Source organism: Streptomyces rubradiris (genome assembly GCF_016860525.1).
In the GTDB taxonomy this organism is placed as follows: domain Bacteria; phylum Actinomycetota; class Actinomycetes; order Streptomycetales; family Streptomycetaceae; genus Streptomyces; species Streptomyces rubradiris.
Genome location: NZ_BNEA01000010.1, coordinates 88,622 through 108,597 on the forward strand (window position 1 = coordinate 88,622; position 19,976 = coordinate 108,597).

Consider the following 19,976-nt stretch of genomic DNA (forward strand, 5'->3'; position numbering starts at 1 on the left):
CCCTGGTTTCTCCGCTAGCCTTGCTGCCGGTCGTCTACTGGGGCTGTAACGAGGCCGGGAGAAAAGCGTGTTGAAGGTCCTTATTGCCGGGGGAGCCGGTTACATCGGCAGCACGGTCGCCTCGGCCTGCCTGGACGCGGGTATCACCCCTGTGATCCTCGACAGCCTGGTCCGGGGGCGTCGCGAGTTCACCGAAGGGCGCACCTTCTACGAGGGCGACATCGCGGACGGCGCGCTGGTCGACCGGATTTTCTCGGAGCACCCGGACATCGTCGCGGTGGTGCACTGCGCGGCGCTGATCGTGGTGCCGGAGTCTGTCGCGGACCCGATCGGCTACTACGAGGCGAACGTGGCCAAGAGCCTGGCGTTCGTCCGCCACCTGCACCGCAACGGCTGTGATCGCATCATCTTCAGCAGCTCGGCCTCCATCTACCAGGCCGAGGACGGTTCGCCCGTCAACGAGGACTCGCCGCTGGCGCCGCAGAGCCCCTACGCGCGGACCAAGGCCGTGTGCGAGGAGATGTTCGCCGACATTGCCGTAGCGGGGCCGCGCGTGCTGTCGCTGCGGTACTTCAACCCGGTCGGGGCCGACCCCAAGCTGCGTACCGGACTGCAGCTCAAGCGGCCCAGCCACGCCCTGGGTGTGCTCATCCAGGCGCACCAGGAGGGCCGTCCGTTCCCGATCACGGGGACGGACTACCCGACGCGCGACGGCAGCGGGATCCGGGACTACGTGCATGTCTGGGACCTCGCCGCGGCCCACATCGCGGCGATCGAGCGCTTCGACTCCATCCTCACGGGGCCGAGGCGCTCGATCGCGATCAACTTGGGCACTGGCTTCGGCACCACGGTCCGGGAGCTGTGCGCCGCGTTCAACAAGGTCGTCAGCACGCCCCTGGCCACCGTCGATGCCGACCCGCGGCCCGGTGATGTGGCTGGCGGCTACACCAAGAGCGACCGGGCGGCGGAGCTGCTGGGGTGGACGCCGAAGCTGTCCCTGGAGGACGGCATCCGCTCCGCGCTGGAGTGGATCCCGGTGCGTGACGCCCTGCTGAAGGACTGATCCGCCCTTCGCCCGCCGTCACCCCTCCCGGGCGCGAGCGTCCGGGAGGAAAGCGGCTTCGAGGGCGAGCAGGTGCCGGATGGCGGGAGCGAGCCAGGCGGTGTCCCACCGGTGGTCTGAGGGGGCGTCCCGGTAGGCGGCGTGGGGGATGCCGAGTTCTTCGAGGAGCCGGCGGCCGGCCAGCCAGTCGGCTTCCAGGGTGCCGATGCCGCCGAGCGCGATGCGGCGGGCTCCGTGGAGGGCTTGGGCGTGGCGGCGCAGGTTCTGCCGTACGTCGTACTCGTCGAGCCGGGCGGTACTGCCGGCGACGTCCACGAGCTGGGGGTGGGGCGGCCGGTCGCTGAGCAGTGAGGCGTCCCAGACGCTGGCGACGGCGAAGAGGCCGGGGTGCCGGGTCAGCAGGTTGAGGGCGGCGAAGCCGCCCTTGCTGAACCCCAGCAGGTGCACCGGAGGCCGGTCCTGGCCCTTGAGCAGGGCCAGGAGCGTCGGTACGACCATGCGCACGAGGTGGTCCTCCTGCCGGCAGTCGGCCCGGGTGGCGTGGTTGACCAGCCAGGGCGACTGGCTGAACGTCGGTGCGGCGAAGACGGTCCCCTCGCGCAGGTGGGCCGGGAGCCGTCCGATCTCGGCGAGGCTGTGGCCGTACTTGCGCCCGTTGCCCTTCTCGACGGGCAGGGCGAGCACGATCCTGCGCACCCGCTGCTCGGGCCAGAGCACGGTGATCTGTGTGCCGGGCCGTTGGAACGGGCTCTCCAGGAGGACCAGCCGGGTGTGCGCGGGCAGGGCGTCGGCGTCGTGGACGGGTGCCTGGTGGTGCGGGAGGGCGGGGCGTTCATCGGCGGAGGGCGGCGACGGCATCGTGGTAGGTCTCCCAGTTGTCGCAGTTGAACCGGAGGTCGTCCGGCCTCAGCGGCAGCGCCGTGAGGTGGTTGCCGGCGGCGATCCAGCGCCGGACGGCGTCGATGAGGTAGAGCTCGCCGGTAGGGCGGGGCGGGCACGTGCGCAGGGCGTCGAAGACGAACGGCCCGAGCAGCCAGCGGGCGGCGCAGGCGTGCACCCACCGGGCATGGGTGTGGTCCAGCAGGTTCCTGCCGAAGGTGACCGCGGCCGGCCCGGTCCCGGGCGCGTCGGCCGCGCCCAGGAGCGTCTCGTGCGCGGGGATGCTGTCCGCGGGGAAGACGCGGGTCAGGACGGAGCAGACCGTGCCGGCGAGGAGCCGCTGGAGCGGGGTGTCGCTGCCGGCGGCGCCGCGGATCAGGTTGTCCCCGAACGCGAGGACGAACGGCCGGCCTCGGGTCCATGTCTCGGCGGCGAGGACGGGCGCGCCGGGGCCGGCGCCGTCGTCCTGGACGCGGTAGGAGAAGTCCATCCCGTACGCGGCGCCGCTGCCGAAGTAGGCCGGGATCTGCGGCTTGCCCGAGGAGATCACGAACAGGACGTCGGTGATCCCGGCCGCGCGCAGTTCGTGGACGAGGTGCTCCAGGATCGGCATCCGTCCGGCGGGCAGCATCTCCTTGGGAAGGACGCGGGTGATCGGGGCCATCTTGGTCCCGGCTCCGCCGGCGGCCACGACGGCCCTGGTGATGCTGTGCGGCATAAGGTGCCCTCCGGTCAGGTGCCCGCCGGGGCGGGCGTTTTGGCCAGCCAGTCGATCCAGGTTCCGTAGATGTCGCAGTGGGCCACGACCTCGGAACGGCTCACGCCGCTGTCGTGGCTGGCCATGATCATGCGGGGGGTGGCGTTGCTGAAGTGGCCGATGGAGATCTCGTGCAGCGGGCGGCGCCGGCTCAGCTCGGCGAGCGTGTCGACGAGGCGTTCCCGGCCGCCCGGCGAGCCGAAGATCTGGTAGATCGACCAGGAGAAGACGAGGACCAGGTGCTGGTCGTCGGGGGTCTGGGCGACGATGTCGGCGAGGTGGTCCTGGGCGGTGCCGGCCAGGATCGTCGGCGGGGTGCGGGCGGCCACCGCCAGGGCGCAGTTCAGGGTGTGCATCCGCTGGGTCTGTTCGGGCCAGGTGAGGCTGACCAGCCACTCGGTGGCCTCCGGGTCGGTGACGTCCACCGGGCTCGGTTCGATCCCGACCGGGCGTACGAACCGGGTGACGTCCAGGGTCAGGGGCGGCGCCGCACCCTTGACCGCGCAGTGCAGGACGGTGTCCGGGTCGCTGTCGGGCAGGGTGAGCCGGTGCCCGTCGTAGTCGTAGGTGTAGCGGTCCCAGAGCAGGGCCAGCCCGGCGCTGGCGCCCACGTCCACGATCCTGATCGGCCGGCCGTCGCTGAGCTGCTGCTGGAGCGCGGCGAAGGCGGGCAGCAGGACGGTACAGCGGTTGACCTCGTTGGTCTGGACGGACCGGGTGGAGATGATCTGCCGGATCCGTCCGGCGTGGTGGCGGCAGAAGTCCGTCAGCAGGCCGGCCCCGTGATCGTCGGCCAGGTCCTCGTGGCCGGTGAAGTAGGCGGCGAGCGGGTGCTTCACGCCGCGGCGCAGGACGTGGTGGACGGCCGCGAGGAGCATGTTCGGGGCGGGTTGTCCCGGCCGGGTATGGGCGGCGAGGTCGAGCAGCTCGGGGGTACGGGCGACGGCCCGGGCCAGGGTGGCGTACAGCGGGGACAGGCTCGCGGCCTGCTGGTCGGCGAACCGCCGGAAGGTCTCGGCGAGCTGGGTGTGGTCGGTCACGGGGGATCTCCTCAGATGATGGTGTAGCCGCAGTCGGTGAGCTGCTGCACGGCGCCCAGGCTCTGGCCCCGGCGGGCCCACCACTTCTCCTCCTCGGCGGCCTGGGACGCCTGCGCCGTGGCGATGACGGCCGCGACTTGGCCGCTGGGGACGATCACCGTGCCGTCCTCGTCGCCGACCACCACGTCCCCCGGGGTGATGCGGACGCCGTCGATGTCCACGGGGACGTTGACCGCGCCGTCCTGGCGGCCTGCGGGGTAGTCGTAGTTGAGCGGGGTGGTGCCGCGGGCGACGGTGGGGAAGGCGATGCGGCGTAGCTCGGCGACGTCGCGGACCATGCCGTCGACCAGGACCCCGGCGATGCCCCGGGTCTGCATGTGCGCGGCGGTCACGCTCCCGAAGCACGAGCGTTCCTTGCTGCCGCCGGCCGCGACCACGACGACGTCGCCGGGCAGGGCGAGGTCGATCGCCGCGCGGCGCACGGTCACGTCCGGGCCCAGCGCGGTGACGGCGCTGCCGCACAGGACCAGGCCGGGGGTCTGAAGGCGCAGGCAGTGGGAGAGGGCGCCGGTTTTGCCGAGGGCGTCCACGATCTGGGCGACCGGGATCCGCGACAGGGCGGCGATCTCGCTGCGGGCGGGGCGGACGATGTCGGTGTGGATCTCGCGTGCGGACATGATCAATGCCTTTCGTTCAGCGGGTGTGGGTGGCAGAGAGTTCACGCAGCGGTGCCAGGTCGCGGGCCATGAGGTCGTCGGCCGACAGCACGCCGGCCGGGCCGGACCGGTCCGCGGCCAGGGTGGCGCGGGTGGTCCGGCACAGCAGGTGGGCGACGGACTGCACCAGGGCCGCGAGCGCGAAGTCGTCGACGCGCGGCAGCCGCAAGCCACGCGCCCCGGCTGCGGAGCGGCTGGGACCGTCCCGGTGCAGAAGGAAGAGCCGGGTGCCCGCCACGGTGGCGGCGCTGACGGCCTCGCGGGCCGTCGGGCCGGCCGAGTCGTAGGCCAGGAGGAAGACCACGTCGCCGGGGGTGGCGCTGCTGAGCTGGTGGCGGACGCCGTGGGCGGGGTCGGGATGGTCGTTGTAGATCGCGCTCATGTCGGCCAGTGACGGATCGCAGACGACGAGCGGGGGCTGTACCCCGTCGACGCCGAGCGGTGCGTCCCAGGCCAGGTTGTGCGCGAAGTGCTCGCCGACGAGGGCGAGAGGCCCGCCGTCCGGGCACAGCACGTAGATCCGGCGCCGGCCGGTGATCGCGTCCGCGACGGCTTCGGTCGCCTCCCCCAGGAACGCCCCCAGCAGTTCGGTGTCCACCCCGGCCAGGGCGCGCAGGTGCCGCTCCGCTCGGGCCGACAGCGGCTTCGTGCCGGGGCCGAGCGCGGTGGCGGCGGCCAGGGTCAGCACGGTCAGCATGGCGTCCTCGCTGATCTGCTGGTCCGTGGTCCCGGTCGCCCAGACCACGCCGCCGTCCGGCTCCAGCTGGCTGCCGTCGCCGCCCACCAGCGCCAGCACCGGCACACGGTGTTCGGCGCAGAGCCGGGCGACCTCAAGGATGTTCGCCGACCGGCCGCTGACGCTGGCGACAACGACCAGGCCCACCCGGCCGATGCCGCCGACGAGCGACCGCGCGAAGGCCGTGCGGTACCCCTCCCGCTGCGCGCTGTAGGCCAGGGTCGCCGGGCTCATCATCGCGTCGTTCACCGGCACCTCGGCCTGCGCGTGGAGCTGGAGGAGTACCGAGCGGACGATCGCCGAGGAGCCGCCGTTGCCGAAGGCGCGGATCTCGCCGCCACCGGCGGTGGCCTTGACCAGTAGGTCGACGGCCTCGGCATGACGGGGGAGCATGCGGCGGACGGCGGCGCCCACCTCGATCAGGTAGGCGTGGGCGAAGTCCTCGTACGGGGGCGTGGTCACGATGGGTCCTTCCTTCGCCCCGTGGCGGGCCCGGTGGGCATCAGCCAGGGCTCGACCGCGGGCGGGAACTCGATGTCGAACAGGCGCCGGCGGACCGGGCCCAGGGCCGCGGGCAGGTTCTGGCAGTCCAGGCGGCAGTCGACCGGCCGGTCCCCGGCCGCCGCGTCCGCGTCCCCGGCGCGGACGTGATCGGCGGGCAGGCGGAACCTGCGCGCGATCAGCAGCGCCATCCCGTACTTGGTCAGGCCCTGCTCCGCACTCCAGTGGACGACCGAGCCCAGGTACTGCCCCTGCAGGAGCGCCCCGGCGAGCCGGCGGCACACCTCGGCCGCCTCGTCCGCGTGCGTGGGGTAGCGGACACACACGTCGTCCAGCTCGACCGGGGCACCGGAGGCGACCTGGCGGGCGATCTCGGTCAGGTTCGTCTCGGCCGCGAACCGCACGGGCCCGTACAGCACGGGCAGCCGCAGGATCACCGCGTCCGGGCACGCGGCACGCACGGCGTGCTCGGCCAGCAGCTTCCACCGGCCGTAGGCGTTCAGCGGATTCGGGGCACTGCCGGGCCGGTAGGGCGGCGCCGTCCCGTCGAAGACGTAGTCGCTGGAGATGTGCACCAGCCGGGCCCCGCACCGGCGAGCGCCCTCGGCGATCAGCCGGGCCGCATCCACGTTGACCGCGCGGGCCCTGTCCGGGGCACCAGCCCACACCGCCGGGCGACGCTCGCCCACGCAAGACACGACGACGTCCGGCCGCACCCGGCCCAGCAGGCCCGCAATGGCATCGGCCGACGTCGCATCGACCGCGACCAGGGCGCCGGCCCCCCGGCTGAAGGCGGTGCCCGTCACGGCCATGTCGCCGAAGGCCCGCATCACGGAGCGGCCCAGGAGCCCGGACGCACCGAAGATCACTGCTCGCACACCTCACCTCCACGGTCTGGCGAGGTGAGACAGACAAGCGGAGGCAGACAGGTGATCGCGAGAGGTCGCCGCGGTGTACCCGGTGAACACACCAAGTCGGTGTACGGACACCGATTCTGGGGCCTGGTGTACGTACACCAGGCCCTGTTCGTCCCGTCTTCTGGCGGTCCCTTGAGCGGTGGTACCTTCCGGCCAGGACCCCCGCCGGACTTGGAGTGCCCATGGAGCCAGCAGCGGTTGACGCCCCGCCGGCCAATGTGCTCGGCGCCCTGTTACAGCAGCTGGGGCTGCGGCCGGAGCAGCTCATCGCCCGCATCAACCAGCGGCGGGCCCGCCGCGGATGCTCCCCCCTCAGCCCGAAGGCGGCCTATCCCTGGCTGCGGGAAAACCCCTCTCTCCCGCAGCCCGACAACCAGGCGGACGCCTTGGCCGTCCTCACCGCCAGGGCCGGGCGGTGCATCACCGCGGCCGACGTCGGATGGGACCTGCATCGCCCCCGGACCCGTCACCGACACCTCGACGCGCCCGGCGACGCCCCTCTGGAAGCCCTGCTCCAGGAGATCAGCCAAGGAGACCTGATGGACCGCCGCAACCTGCTCATGCTCACCGGAGCCGCAGCCACCGCCCCCGCCCTCGCGCTGCTGCTCGGCCCGACAGCGGAAGCCTCCGCCGCGCCATCCGGTCAGCTGAGCGAACGGCTCGTCGGGTCGATCGAAAGGGCCGTTCGTGATCTGAGAGGGATCGACGACTCCACCGGCAGTGCCAGCGGGGACCTCACCTGGGGCATCGGCATCTGGCAGAGCGCCTCCCGGGTCGTGGCCCAGGCCCGCGGCCAAGGCCCCCTCACCGACCGGCTCCACACCGCCTACATCGAACTGAGCGAACAGGTCGGCTGGATGTGCTTCGACGCCCGCCAGCACCCCCAGGCGCAACGCATCTACCACACCGGCATGCGCCTGGCCCGTGAAGCCGGCACCTCACTGACCACCCGTCATTCGACGGCCAACCTGGTTGCCTCAGCCGCGTACCAGGCCGCATGGCTGGGCCACCACAACGACGCCGCCGCACTCCTCGACATCGCCGCACGGACACCAGATCTCCCGCCCGCAGTCGCCGCGGTCATCGCCGACCGGCGCGTCTACGCCGCAGGACGGCGCCACGACCCCGACGCGGTCCTGCGATTCCGCGACGAAGCGCTGGACCACCTTGGCACTGCAGACGAGCAAACGCCGTGGTGGGCGACCTGGATCACGAAGGACTCCGTGGACGCCTCCACCGGCCGGGCCTGGCTCGCCTGCGACCAGCCCTCCCGGGCCGTCCCCTTCCTGCGCAGCCGCGTCGAGGCGACCGCACCCGCCTACCCGCGCGACCACCTCCACGCCGTGCTCGACCTGGCCGACACCGTCCACCAGTGCGGCGACGGCGACCAGGCACGAGAACTCCTCGGTCAGGCCGAAGGGCTCATCAGCACCGTCAGCTCCCAGCGCATGGCCCACCGGTTCGACGCCCTGTCGTCCGCCGTCGCCGGCGCATGAGGGGTGCCATACAGAGCGCGGCGTTGAGGTACAGCCCGGGAGGCGTCTGCATCAGGCCGCACTGAGGTTCTGGTCGGGCTTCTCGTAGAACCTGGCGAGCACAATGACCCTCACCTGCCGCTTCCGGCCCGGCAGGCCGCTGTCGGTGATCACGCGCAGCTTCGTCTCGCCGTCGCGGGAGAGATCCTCGGGGACGACAGCCAGGTACTCCGCCCAGGCGCTGAAGTCCTCGCGGGGAGACTTGCTGAGCACCTCCCCGCACAGCACGCCGCCGTTCGTGACAGACCAGCTCAGTACAGGAAGACCGAGCCGGAGGCCGTCGGATAGAGCGTCCTGCAGTGCCAGCGACGCCTCCTGCTGCTGGAGGTATTGCTCCTGCGGCTTCATCGGATCCACCTTCACAACAGCGTCCGTCATCTGCGCGTCCTCTTTTCGTCGCCGACGTCGTTTACTGGCCTAACGAACAGACCGCCGTCTGGGTGTCTTGCCGCGCAGCTCGACTATGACCAAAGCGAGGTCGACGAAGCGCTGATGAAGAAGAAGATCGTCATGTTGCGGGATGACGGGGCCCACCACGGTGTCCACTACGGCCCGGTCCCGGCCTGACGCCACCCGTGGTTCAGGTGCCGCCCGGCCCGCACCACCGAGTGGGGCCCGAGCAGCAGCAAGCCGCTCCGGAAGGCACGGGGGAGGCCTTCCGGAGCGGCTTTGCTCAGCGTACGGACTCCGCGCCGGCCGGGGCCCGACTTTCCGTCATTCGCTCGCGATCATCTCGTCCACCAGCCCCGCGAAACTCTCCCGCCCGATCGCCGCCACGCCGTACATCGCGAGGAACACCGCGGCGTAGTGCGCCGACACCTGCCGACCGTGCGCGGTATCGACGTCCACGCCCCCGGCTGGGTGCCCGGCCGCCGTCGCCTCCAGGTACGCCACCAGCGCCATCCTCATCTCTTCTGGGGCCAGCGCCGCCAGCTCGTGCAGCCGCTGCTCCTGCTGCTGGATGGAGAGCTCAACCCCGACCGCCATGGCCATCCGCACCACGTTCTGCATGAACGCGCGTACGAGCATGCACGTCTCGGTTGCCACCGAGACGTGCGCCGCCATCCGCCGCTGGGCCTCAGCCACCTGCTCCGGCTGACCCAGGCCGTAGCCACCGACCAGCTGGACCGTCACCTCCTTCGCCGCCCGGAGGGGATCGAGTGGCGCGGCCGCCGGCCGGCTCCCGAAGAACCCGAGGGCGTCCATCGTCATGAGCGCCTCGGCCTGGGACTGCGTCACCTGCTCGACGGTGGCCATGGTGGCCTCCACCGTGTCCAGCCAGCGGCGCACCTTGGACCGGCTCAAGTGCGCCGCCTGCTGCCGAAGACAGCGGATCGCGGCGGCGTGGACGACGGCCGCGAGCTTCTCCCCGACCAGGGGCTCCTCGCCGAACAGGCCGGTAAGTGATCCGGCGCTGAGCGCCCGCAACGCGTCGGCGACATCGCGCTCGATCCCGGCTGGGGCGACCCCGACGGGCCCGAACAGCTCCGGCAGCCGGGCGCCCGGAGCCTTCTCCTTCAGCTCCGCCGCGCCTTGGCGCAGCAGCAGCCCAACCACCGGCACCGCCCGCTCCAGCGTGCCGCTGTCGGCCATCAGGTCTGCATGAGCTCGCAGAACAGGGGCCTGTTCCGCCCGGAAGTAGCCGCGCAGCAGGCCCAGCACCGCCGTGTTGGCGGTGCGGAAGTCGGCCAAGAACAAGGGATCGGCGTCAGTGGTCGTCATGCCCGTACAACGAATCGCCCGGACGGCGGACACGCTGCGGCTGGCAGGCGCGCGACGCAGGGAACCCCCCGTCGTTCAACGGGGCGGCGATGCCCACGGCCAGCCCGACTTCCAGAGCCCTGGGCGCGACCTCCCCGGCGGTGTCGTTCGACGTCAGAGGTTGGGCACCAGTTCCACCGAGCCCGTTGAGAAGTGGAAGCACAGGTTGCCGAAGACGGTTTCGGGGCGGGGCCCGGCATCGCCGTGGTGGTATTCGAACACGGCGCTTGTCAGGTATTCGCGGGTCCGGTGCCAGTCCAGCAGCTCGTCCTGGACCACTGAGGTGGCCCACGCGGGGAGGTCCTCAGCGGTCTGGACCGAGCGCAGCAACTCGTCCAAGGCCTCGTACCACTCAGCAAGCTGAGCACGATGGTGCCGCACCAGCGTATCGACACCCGCGGCCCCGTCCCTGGCCGCTACCGCGCGTAGATCCTTGCCTTCGAGACAGGACTCGCGTGCCCCGTCCCGGCGGTCCACGTATAGGGCGTACTGCAGCCGGAACTCCGGTGGAATCCGAGCACCTTCGCTGTTTCCCCAACTGGCCCGGAAGTAGTCCGCGTGCCAGGTCGGCACATCCGGCCGCGGCACCAGGCGAACCTCGGCGTCCCCATCGGTCACCGTGTGAACGGCGTTGCCGACCCGGCACCACGACGCTCCATCGGCGAAGCACTCCCGCAGCGATTCTCCCAGTTCGTCCAAATCACCGCCGAACCCGCGCACCAATGCGGCCGACGCACTGGCAACCGGCAGATCAGCGAACGACAGGTTCAAAGCAGTGATGTCGAGCCGGTCCTCAGGCAGTTGGATCGTCACCATCGTCATGACCGGAGCCTCACGCACCTCGGAATTGCCGGATTGCCGACACACCCACAGGTCACCCATCCGCACCGAGCAAGACCGCGGGCAGGACACCGGTCCGGACCTACCCCCGTGCAGCGACTGGGCCACTGATCCCCAAGGCCGAGTGACCCGCGTCCGGTGACCCGCCCGCCCCCATCAACATCGATGCCTTTTCGCCGGTCACCGGACTGGAGCGGGTCCCAGGAAGCGTCACGTCGACAAGGTCGGTGACGCGTCCGCGTACCCGCTCGGCGGCCTTGCGGGCGCGGTAGGCGGCCTAGCGGCACGCGGGGCCGCAGTAGAGCGCGTCACGGCGGTGGCCGTGCCCTCGGGGGAACCGCCGGCCGCACGAGGGGCAGCGCACGATGTGCTCAGTCTCGTGGCCCAGGGTGTAGGACAGGCCAATATCGACGGCCTCCTCGAAGTGGCGGCGCCAGCGCCGGGCGGCGGCCTTGCACCGTGCGGAGCAGAACCGCCTGTCGCTGCGCGAGCGCACCGGCAGCGGCTGGGAGCAGAAGATGTACGCACAGCGGCGCACCTGCCCGGCCATGCCTCCACCGTACGCCCGCCCAGCCGGGGCCCGGGTCGCAGCGCCGTGCGGCGGCGCCGGCGGCTTGTCGTACGGGAGCGTGGCCTGCTTGTACCCGCCCGACCGGTTCTGAGAACCTGGAACGGATCGATGCCTTTACGGGTATTGTTTCGTGTGTCAGATTGTTCACGGAGCCTCTTGGCGGGCTACCGGGGTTAAGGCCGGAACCAGGGAACTGGATCCCTCCACCCTTCGAGGTGGTTGTGGCCCCCGGGAGTCCCCCAGGGGGCTTTGTGCTGTCTGGCCCCAGCCCTGGCCGGTTGGCAGACCACTGACATCGACCTGGGCCGGCGACGCGGTGTGGGGCCTGGCTGCAACCAGACCCCACGAACGATCGGACCGCTCTCCGTCTTCCGCGCTGACCATGTTTCAGGTCTCGGCCGGGAGGGGCAAGCAGAAGACCGAACTGTAGGCAGCGCTGAACAACCGGCTGCTCGACGTCTTCGACGCCCCGCCCGACTCCACGCAACCGCAGACGCCCCTGTGAGCGCACGACAGCGCGCACCGCGTGGAAACGGGCACGGAAGCCGTGAACGCCCCGCAGGGGCCGCGCCAGGCCCCTTCTCGGCTGTCCTGCGGTTGGTGCCGTGCCGCCTGCACCGATACGGCGCCAGTGCTTCTTCAGTCGCCGCGCGAAGCGTGTCCTTTTCCTTCTGTCCACGGGCCCGCGGACGGCGACGGCGGGCCGGGGGAGCACGGAGGAGAAGCCGCGCGGATGGGTGGGGCGGGGCCTGCCCGGTCCGTACGGTGCGAAGAGGGCCCGGGAACCGCAACCCCGCCCGCCCGTGTCCGGACGGGGCGACCGCCGTTGTATGCGACGGCGCGACCGACTGGCGCGCCGTCGCACGCGGCGCCGCGACCTTGCGCCGCGCCACCGAAGGAGAGGGCGCCCGATGACTGAGCACCCCGCAGCTGACCGCGACCGCCTGCTCCACGCGGTAACCCAGCTCGTGACCGCGTTCGAGCAGCTCGGGGCCGAGCACAAGGCGCTGGTCGCCGAGGTCGAGACGACCGCTGCGAAGGAGCGCCGCGGCACCGTGAACCGCATGGCCGAGGCCGTCGCTCAGGCCGGTCACACCCTGAGCCGCATCGTGAACATGTTGGCCACCGTCCACGGGCTGAAGAGTATGGGCATCGACCGGCAGTTCTCCAAGGACGCCGACGGCGGCGACTACAGCCCCCTGAACAGCCTGGGGCACCCCGGCGAGACACTTTACGAGGCTGCGGGCTACCTCCAGGCAGTCGCCCACACCTTGGGCAAGGCGTACACGCCGACCCGGAAGCACCCCGCCCTGGCCAGGGCCCGGTGCCCTCAGCATCTGGGGACGGCCCTGACCAGCCTGCGGGCGGCCCTGGAGTCGGTGTGCGCCGACCTCGCCGACGACCAGGACGTGGAGGCGGTCACCGAGTACGCCTCCACCCTGGCGTACCTGACCGAACTGAAGGACCGCGTATGCCGCACCGTGCCGGCTCAAGGCGCCTGGCCCAGCTCCAAGCACGTGCTGGTGAGTACCGAGCTGTGGCGCGGCCTGCTGGATTCCGGGATGGGGCATGTCGAACGCGACGTCGCGATGTGGCTCATGCTCCAGACGGGCCAGCAGCAACGCCGAGCTACAGACGAGATCGCTGCGCAGCTCGACTACGAGCAGAGCCAAGTCGACGAGGCACTGGAGAAGTTGCGGAAGGCCGGTGTGCTGGGGGACGACGGCACCGTGCTCGGTGTCCACTACGGCCCGGCGCCGGTCTGACGCCGTTCCCGTGCCCAGGTGCCGCCCGTCCACGGCTTCGAGACGGCGGCCCGGGCAGCTGGAGCGCGTCGGCGGCCGAGACGCCGTCGAGGCGATCGAGACCACCGCGCCCGGCCGCTGCCGCTGCGGTGTTCCCCCTTCTCCGGGACCTGACCCGGCTCCGCCAGAGCCTGGCCTTTCTGCCGAGTAACCGGCCCGAACCCGTCCTCCACGGCGATAGCCAGTCGGTCGTGCCGCCAGTCCCGATCACCCGGGGCCGCTCCTGCCGTGGCCTCGGCCCCGGATACGAGGGCCTGCGCATCCCCGCGGGCCGTACCGTGCCGGGGGCGTGGCCGCACCAGGGCGAACGACGGCTGTCACCGGACCGTTGACATTCGGGCCGCGTCGACCTCCAAGCGGACCGTTGCCAGGTCGGAGAGCACGGCCAGGGCGGCGTCGCGGGCCTGTGCCGCCTCCGCGGCGCGTTCGCCGACGGGCTCCAGGGGCGGCTGCCCGTACGGCGCGAGCCTGGTGCGCAGTGTCTCCAGATCGTCGAGCAGCTTCACGCCGTCGCCGTCGCCGTTCAGCCTGTTCTCCAGCGCACGCAGGGAGTGGGAGGTGAGGAAGTCCTCAGCCAGCTGGGGCCAGGCTTCGGCGACATCGACCAGACGCTGGGCGGTCTGCCGGATGCGGGTCTGATGGGCTGCGCACCACGCCTCCACGGCCCGCTGCCGCGCGCGTTCGCGCCGCTGGGTGGGGACGTCGCGGTCGCGGCTGTGGGACTCGGCCGCCCGCTCCAGGCGGGTCGCCCTGGCCTCGGCGGCCTGCCGGTTCGTCATGCCCAGGCTGTCCGCGATCTTCTGCCATGACGCGCCGCGGTTGCGGGCGCCGCGGATCAGGTCCCGCTCCAGCGCGTCCAGACGCGCGCGAGCCTCCTCAACCTGCGTCAGCGCCGCCAGCAGGTCCTCCGCCGGCACCTCCGGTGCCTCCTCGCCCTCGCGCACGAAATACCCGAACGCCTGCGCCCGCACTTCCTGCATCATCCGGATCGGGTCCAGGTAGTTGCGGCCCTCCCCGTATCGTTCGCGGAGCAGTTCCTCCGCCGCATCCCGCGTCCGCTGCCGCTTCACGTGGTCGATCGCCATGGACTCACCCTTCCACCCCGAACGCCGTGTCACCAAAACGTTGACAAGCTGCCGTGAGGCGGGGACGGCCCCGGCGGCGAGGGCCCCCGGACCGTAAGGTCGCCACCATGTTGCAGGACGAACTGAACGCCAGCGCCATCCACCAACGGGACATCACCGCCGAGCACTTCAGCCCCGGCGACGTCGTGCACGTGATGGCCACGGTGCTCGAAGCCCGCCAGGGGCACCCCTTCTTCACGTACAAGATCACCGGGCGCATGGGCAGTCACGCCACCGGCGAGCCCGCGCACGTGCTGGAAAGCGACAGCAATACGGTGCGGGCCCCCGCCCGGTACCTGATGCACCGGACGGGCTGCACCGAGTGCGCCGCGTTCGAAGGGGCACTGCGTGAAGAGATCACCTCTGCCGACTACGGCGAGACCGATCCGCGCGAGGTGATGCTCATGGCCCGGTCCGCCGACGGTCAGCTCCTGCACATCCTCGACGCGCTGCGCCTGGAGGAAAGCGAACGGGACTGACGGGCCCCGGCCGCCGGAGACCGCCCGGCGGATCGGGCCCGCCCCTCCAATGTCACCGAAACGTTGACGTCGGCGGGTCAGATGAGACGCCTGCGCACCGGACCCGTCTGCGCGAGCGGGAGTAGGTCGAGACGGCCGTCCTCCTAGGAGACGGAAGCCGGGATGCGGCTGGTCCAGCCGGTAGGCGGCCTCCACCTCGGCAGAGCCCAGGGGACGGCGCCGCGGGCGTCCCGTGTGCGCCGGGCAAGCACGAAGGCCCGACAGTGTCACCGGAAAGTTGACACTGCCGGGCCCGTGGACCGCAGCGCCCTGACGTCGAGTTGACGCACCCCTCAAGGCCACAGAAGCCTCAGACGCCCCTGTGGGCGCGCGGCAGCGTATGCGACGCGGAAATCGGGCACGGAAGTCCTGAACGCGCCCCAGGGCCCACGTCAGTCCCCTTCTCAGCCGTTCTGCAGCCCGAGGAAGCCTTGCCACCCGCACCGACGCGGTGCCCCGCTTCTTTTTGTCGCCGCGCGGAGCGCGTCCTTTTTACCCCTACTACGAACCCGCACCCGGCAATGGCGGGTCGGGGGAGCACGGATGAGAAGCCGAGCGGATGGGTGGGGCGGGGCCTGCCCGGCCCGTACGGCGCGGGAGGGGCTCGGGAACCGTAACCCCGGCCCCGCCCCACCCATCCGCCCCTCTTTCGCGCGCCCGCGGCGCGCACTCTCACCTCTAGGGGATAATTAGTCCTCGCGCTCTTGAAGATCGCCCTGGGCCCCCGCTCCGCGTGAGGGTGCCGCGCCGTGGGCGAGGGCCCGGCCCGGTGCCCACCGGTCCTGTCCGCTCCACTCCGCACGGCGACGCCGCTACTACGTCGCGGGGGCTCGTCGCGGCACGTCAGCCCGGGTGTCCCGAGGGGGAGTGGGCCCAGTAGGGCCCACGGACCCGAGGGAGGAAGAGGGGCGCGGGGGACTCATTATCCCGGGGGACGGGGGTCCAGGCTTCCTGCGCTCGGGGAGGCACCGGACCACCGGGGCCAGCTGTCCGCCGGGGACCCATCACGACTACCGACCGCTCGACGTCTGCGGCCGGCCGCAGGCCGCGGCGACGCCGTTCGGGCGCTGAACGACGGCGCAAGGGCTCTTCCGTCCTGGCATCTCGCACGGGCGGAATCACGGTGCGCACACGCGCCGGCCGCCGCCCCGCCGTCCGAGGGCGGACAGCGACCCGATGCACTCAGAGCGAACCGGCCGGGCGCAGGCGCCGCCGCCGAGGAGGAGCCCCCCAGTTGGTTGCAGCCAACAGGAGGGCGGGGTCGATGCCTCCTCGTTGGCCCCCAACCGACAAACGGCCCACGCCCCAGATCGGGACGTGGGCCGTTGAGACCGAGAGTGTCAGTCGATGGGTGTGGGTACCGGCAGGTGCCGAACGGTCGCGAGCGGGCGGTCCGCGTCCTCCAGCGGAGTGCCGTCCTTATCCAGTTCGAGGGCCTCGTACACGGCCGGCCCCACTCGATAGGTCTGGACCCCCACGATCGGACCCGCAGGCTCCAGCCATCGCTCGGTCAGGAGCACCTTGACCGCCCGGGAAGTTGCTGAGGTGCTCATGTGCAGCTTGCCTCCTATCGCAGAGGCGGACTCCTCAACGCGCTGACCGAGCGGGGCCCCGCTGGCGACGTACATCAGGATCTTGGACGCAGCGGAAGGCAGGGAGCCCGACTTGCACAGCAGCTCGTGGAGCTGCTCGCGACCCAGCCAGTGCTCAATGTTGAAGTGCTCAGCTGGCGAGCTCATCACTTGCCCCCTTAGAAGGCCGCGGCTTGGAAGCGGACTCAGGCGTTGGTGCCGGTACTACAGGATGCCTCATGTCCGCCACCGCCTTCACCTGGTCCTCGGCCGACCCGTCGTACGCGAATCGCCCGTTCAGCCGGTAGAGCTTCACCTTTGCCATTCTTCCGGCCTCCAGCAGGAAGCCACCCGCATGGAGCTTCTTGATCGACTTCGAGACCTGTCGGGGGTTCATCCCGAGCCTCTGACCGATCTCGTCGTAGGTCAGTTCCACCCGCTCGGCGTCCTTGCCCGAGTTGAAGATGTAGAAGCCTAGGACGTCTCGATCGTTGCGGTCGTATCCCGAGTCCTTCTGCCAGACCGCCGCCCCCATCTCCTTGGAGACGTTCATGTGCCGACCGCGCCAGCTGTACCCGACGGAAGGCTTCTTGCCGAGCTGCTGGTCCTCGAAGCCCGGCAGCATGTCGACGTGCATCATCTCGCCGGTCTCGCGAACCACTCCCCTTGCCATAGCCTCCCACCTCGGGTTTTCCCATGTACGGGAACCAGTGGGCGCTACCTTACACACCCTTCCCGGAATCGGGAAACGCTCCCCGAGGTGTACGTGGCGGGTTCGCTCCGAGTGTTTCCCGATTTCGGGAAGCGTAGTGCAGCTACTTACATTCGTCTGTCGGGAAACGTACAGAAGAAAACGCTCTGACCTGCGGAAACGCGGTTCGCCTCTTACTACGTAGTAGACGGCCACCGACGACGTGCGGCGCGGAGGCGCCCGCCGGGCGCGTCCCGCCCGCACCAGCGTGTCGGCCGGGTGCCCGTGAACAGTGGTCCGCGAGCGCGGGTTCGCTCCGAGTGTTTCCCGATTTCGGGAAGCGTAGTGCAGCTACTTACATTCGTCTGTCGGGAAACGTACAGAAGAAAACGCTCTGACCTGCGGAAACGCGGTTCGCCTCTTACTACGTAGTAGACGGCCACCGACGACGTGCGGCGCGGAGGCGCCCGCCGGGCGCGTCCCGCCCGCACCAGCGTGTCGGCCGGGTGCCCGTGAACAGTCGCTTGTGGGAGAAGGGCGGCTTCGCCGCGTGCCAACAGCCAGCAGGGGAGTGCGAAGGGTGGCTTTCACCTGGGACGAGTTACTCCCACCCGCTCATTGACCTGTACCACCGAAAGTCCGCCACGGCGATGCGGTGCGCCGACGGATCAGGCACGCGTATGTTGCAGCAACCCTGTCCCGGTCTCCGCCACGCGTCCTGTCTTGAAGGCCCCCGGCGGACCGCTCGCCGCCTACGGTGAGCAACCACCCCCGGCGGGGCACCGCAAGCCCGCAAGGGCTGAGGAGCTACCGACCCTGCGCGCTGGGGCAGTGCCGGTCGGCGCACGTGCTGGGGAAGGCCCGAGGCAGGCGCCCCGGGGGATGAACAAGGTAGTCCGGGCGTTGGCGGTGATGCGAGGCCCTCGGATAAGGGTCGGTCCCCCGGAGGGCTACCCTCCGGGGGACCGGTCGTTGACCTTCAGCTGTGTGACGGTGCTGCGCCGTTGACGATGGCGGCTCGGCACCGGAAGCACAGGCCGGTTTCGAAGCCGACGAAGTCATGGTTGTGCGGGCACCCCTGGCCGTCCGGGCCTGGGCACTTACCGTCACTGCGCGGGGCCTGAGCAGGGATCCGGACCTCCGGCGCGGGGTCGGGACGGTCGGCAGGTGCACCGAGAACCACCCGCTGTTCCTTGGCGGCCAGCCGCCGGATGGGAATCTTCCCCGTGGCCAGGCCGTCGGCGGCCAGGCGCCCGGCGAGGGCCTGGCCGATGGCCCCCAGCCCCTCTGCGGCAGCCTGCTGGCGTGCCTTGATGACCACCTGGGTCAGGTGCTCGCGCAGGTCGTCGGCTGTTACGGGGTCCCCCTCGCTGGTCATGGTGAGGTGGCGGGCCAGCGCCTGGTCGAGGAACACGGCAGTGTCGCGGTCGAGGGAGGCCAGGGTCTGCGAGCAATCGGCACACGGCTGACCGTCGGTACCGCGGTCCTTCCCGCAGTGCGGACAGGCCCTGCGCCGGGCCTCGGCCTCCCGCGCGGCAGCCTTCGCCTGGCGGTCCTGTTCGATCTTGGCCCGGCGGTCCTTCTCCCGCTGGATGCAGGTACGGCACGGGGTGCCGTCCTCCAGCTCCCCGTCCTCGCAGTCGGGTCTCGGGCACGGGCCCGGCTTGAGCATGGCCAGGGTGGCCCCGACCGGGCTCTTCAGGGTGCCCGCGGCGTGGCGCTGGGTGTAGCCGTGGGTCACCCAGCGCCGGGCGACCCGCTTCCCGAGCTTGCGGGCCTGGGCCAGGCCGCCGCCGCTGGAGACCAGCTGCTGTTCGATCGCCTTCACCACGGTGCGGGGCCGGTCCGAGCCGGCCGTGGTCACGAGGGCCTCCCGGAGAGCGTCGGGGAACGCTTCGAGGACGGCCTGGACCTCCGGAGTGACCAGCACCTCCCTGGACGATCGAGCAGCCGACCGCCGTTTCGGCGCGGTCGCGCCGTTGGCCGCGGCGGAGCCGCTCGACGTCCCGCGAGCCCTACTACCTGTAGTGGGCCTGCGGCCGTTACCAGCGCTACGCGCTGAAGGCGCCGTGTTTGGTTGTTGTTCGTCTGGTTTCCCTTCGTCTTGTTTAGCACCCCCAGTTTCGGGGGCTCCCGCCCTACCGGATTTGGGGGCACCGGCCCCCCTCGTTTTGGGGGTACCGGTACCCCCATTTTTGGGGGTACCGGCCTGACCTGCGGTTTCGCTCTCGAAAGCGGACGTGTCGGCTGCTTCGGCCGCTGCTTCGGCCGCCAGGCGCTTCTTGCGCCGGGCGAGCCATTCCGTGCGGGAGCGGGGGCCGGTGTAGTCGGCAGGGGGGTGGAACCGGACGTCGTACACGTAGCGCTGGCGCATGCCGTTGGCATAGCGCTTCAGGTCCGGGACGATCGCCCCGATGGATTCGAGCGCCTCGCGGTAGGGCTTGAGCTGCTCGGGCTTCTTGATGCCCATGGCGTCGGCCAGCTCGGGGCCGGCGGGCCACACGAGGTTGTCCGGGCGCTCGCGGTTCACGCAGGAGGCGAGGACGGTCCAGAACTGCTTGTGGGCGGCCTTGAGGTCGCTGTAGGTGATCCACTCCGGGACCATCGTGAACAGCGGGGGAGCGTCGGAGCTGTAGACGCCGACCTCGGTGGGGTCGAAGTCGTCGCTCATGCGGCGACTCCGGCACGGCGGCTGGCATGTGTCCTGGCGGATGGGTGGTGCTGGTGGTGCACGGTGTGCTTTTCCCCTTGATGTCGGGTAGGGGAGCTCCCGGGCCAGGATGGTGTGGCGGACGTTGTGGCAGGAGTGCTGTCCTGCCGGTGGCGGCCGCGTCTATCCTGGCTGCGGCGTGGGCATACACGCCGTGAGCGCCCCAGGGCTTTCGGATGTGGGTTCGGATCTCTGGTGGTGTGATGACTCTGGCCGAGTCAGATGTGGTGGCCGCTTCCTG

At 70.9% G+C, this 19,976-nt stretch carries 17 protein-coding genes; 4 read left to right on the forward strand and 13 right to left on the reverse strand.

Annotated elements, in window-relative coordinates:
* Positions 1–67: 67 nt before the first annotated feature.
* A complete protein-coding gene (galE, locus tag Srubr_RS12925) occupies positions 68–1,063 on the forward strand; it encodes a UDP-glucose 4-epimerase GalE (protein WP_229926927.1) in 996 nt (331 codons plus the stop codon).
* A gap of 18 nt (positions 1,064–1,081) precedes the next feature.
* Here the strand turns inward: galE and Srubr_RS12930 are convergent, their stop codons facing one another.
* The 6 genes from Srubr_RS12930 to Srubr_RS12955 are packed head-to-tail and all read right to left on the reverse strand — an operon-like array spanning position 1,082 to position 6,570.
* Complete coding sequence (locus Srubr_RS12930; protein WP_189998280.1) at positions 1,082–1,921, reverse strand: alpha/beta hydrolase; 840 nt, start codon at positions 1,919–1,921, stop codon at positions 1,082–1,084.
* Positions 1,896–2,660: a sugar phosphate nucleotidyltransferase gene (locus Srubr_RS12935; protein ID WP_189998281.1), complete on the reverse strand. Its 765-nt coding sequence runs from the start codon at positions 2,658–2,660 to the stop codon at positions 1,896–1,898. The genes Srubr_RS12930 and Srubr_RS12935 overlap by 26 nt, the downstream gene beginning before the upstream one ends.
* 14 nt (positions 2,661–2,674) lie before the next feature.
* Positions 2,675–3,739: a DUF2332 domain-containing protein gene (locus Srubr_RS12940; protein ID WP_189998282.1), complete on the reverse strand. Its 1,065-nt coding sequence runs from the start codon at positions 3,737–3,739 to the stop codon at positions 2,675–2,677.
* 11 nt (positions 3,740–3,750) lie between these two features.
* Positions 3,751–4,416, reverse strand: a complete 666-nt coding sequence (locus tag Srubr_RS12945; RefSeq protein WP_189998283.1) for an RraA family protein — start codon at positions 4,414–4,416, stop codon at positions 3,751–3,753.
* Between the two features lie 16 nt (positions 4,417–4,432).
* The gene (locus Srubr_RS12950; RefSeq protein WP_189998284.1) at positions 4,433–5,653 is read right to left on the reverse strand and encodes an SIS domain-containing protein; all 1,221 of its coding nucleotides are present in this window, start codon (positions 5,651–5,653) and stop codon (positions 4,433–4,435) included.
* Entirely contained in the window at positions 5,650–6,570 is a 921-nt protein-coding gene (locus tag Srubr_RS12955) for a dTDP-4-dehydrorhamnose reductase family protein (protein WP_189998285.1), read from the reverse strand. Before Srubr_RS12955 ends, Srubr_RS12950 begins: the two co-directional genes overlap by 4 nt.
* A gap of 221 nt (positions 6,571–6,791) precedes the next feature.
* On the opposite strand from Srubr_RS12955, the gene Srubr_RS12960 reads away from it, so the two are divergent.
* Complete coding sequence (locus Srubr_RS12960; protein ID WP_189998286.1) at positions 6,792–8,105, forward strand: XRE family transcriptional regulator; 1,314 nt, start codon at positions 6,792–6,794, stop codon at positions 8,103–8,105.
* A gap of 51 nt (positions 8,106–8,156) precedes the next feature.
* On the opposite strand, the gene Srubr_RS12965 is transcribed toward Srubr_RS12960, so the two are convergent.
* From Srubr_RS12965 to Srubr_RS12975, 3 genes are all read right to left on the reverse strand, one after another.
* Positions 8,157–8,522, reverse strand: coding sequence for a hypothetical protein (locus Srubr_RS12965; RefSeq protein ID WP_189998287.1), 366 nt, complete (start codon positions 8,520–8,522; stop codon positions 8,157–8,159).
* A gap of 336 nt (positions 8,523–8,858) precedes the next feature.
* Positions 8,859–9,866 carry a hypothetical protein gene (locus Srubr_RS12970; RefSeq protein ID WP_189998288.1) on the reverse strand — a complete coding sequence of 336 codons (1,008 nt, stop codon included), beginning with the start codon at positions 9,864–9,866 and terminating at the stop codon, positions 8,859–8,861.
* Between the two features lie 153 nt (positions 9,867–10,019).
* Positions 10,020–10,727 carry a hypothetical protein gene (locus tag Srubr_RS12975; RefSeq protein WP_189998289.1) on the reverse strand — a complete coding sequence of 236 codons (708 nt, stop codon included), beginning with the start codon at positions 10,725–10,727 and terminating at the stop codon, positions 10,020–10,022.
* A 1,500-nt stretch (positions 10,728–12,227) separates the two neighbouring features.
* Between Srubr_RS12975 and Srubr_RS12980 the strand changes: the two genes are divergently transcribed.
* Positions 12,228–13,082: a hypothetical protein gene (locus Srubr_RS12980; RefSeq protein WP_189998290.1), complete on the forward strand. Its 855-nt coding sequence runs from the start codon at positions 12,228–12,230 to the stop codon at positions 13,080–13,082.
* A 356-nt stretch (positions 13,083–13,438) separates the two neighbouring features.
* Here Srubr_RS12980 and Srubr_RS12985 read toward each other — a convergent pair whose 3' ends face one another.
* Complete coding sequence (locus tag Srubr_RS12985; RefSeq protein ID WP_189998291.1) at positions 13,439–14,206, reverse strand: hypothetical protein; 768 nt, start codon at positions 14,204–14,206, stop codon at positions 13,439–13,441.
* Positions 14,207–14,313: 107 nt separating this feature from the next.
* Between Srubr_RS12985 and Srubr_RS12990 the strand changes: the two genes are divergently transcribed.
* Complete coding sequence (locus Srubr_RS12990; protein WP_189998292.1) at positions 14,314–14,724, forward strand: hypothetical protein; 411 nt, start codon at positions 14,314–14,316, stop codon at positions 14,722–14,724.
* A 1,379-nt stretch (positions 14,725–16,103) separates the two neighbouring features.
* Here Srubr_RS12990 and Srubr_RS12995 read toward each other — a convergent pair.
* The 3 genes from Srubr_RS12995 to Srubr_RS13005 form a co-directional block, all read right to left on the reverse strand.
* On the reverse strand, positions 16,104–16,502 hold the full coding sequence (locus tag Srubr_RS12995) for a hypothetical protein (protein WP_189998293.1): 399 nt from the start codon (positions 16,500–16,502) through the stop codon (positions 16,104–16,106).
* Positions 16,486–17,007 carry an ArsR/SmtB family transcription factor gene (locus Srubr_RS13000; protein WP_189998294.1) on the reverse strand — a complete coding sequence of 174 codons (522 nt, stop codon included), beginning with the start codon at positions 17,005–17,007 and terminating at the stop codon, positions 16,486–16,488. The genes Srubr_RS12995 and Srubr_RS13000 overlap by 17 nt, the downstream gene beginning before the upstream one ends.
* Before the next feature lie 997 nt (positions 17,008–18,004).
* Complete coding sequence (locus Srubr_RS13005) at positions 18,005–19,696, reverse strand: helix-turn-helix domain-containing protein (RefSeq protein ID WP_189998295.1); 1,692 nt, start codon at positions 19,694–19,696, stop codon at positions 18,005–18,007.
* Positions 19,697–19,976: the final 280 nt, after the last annotated feature.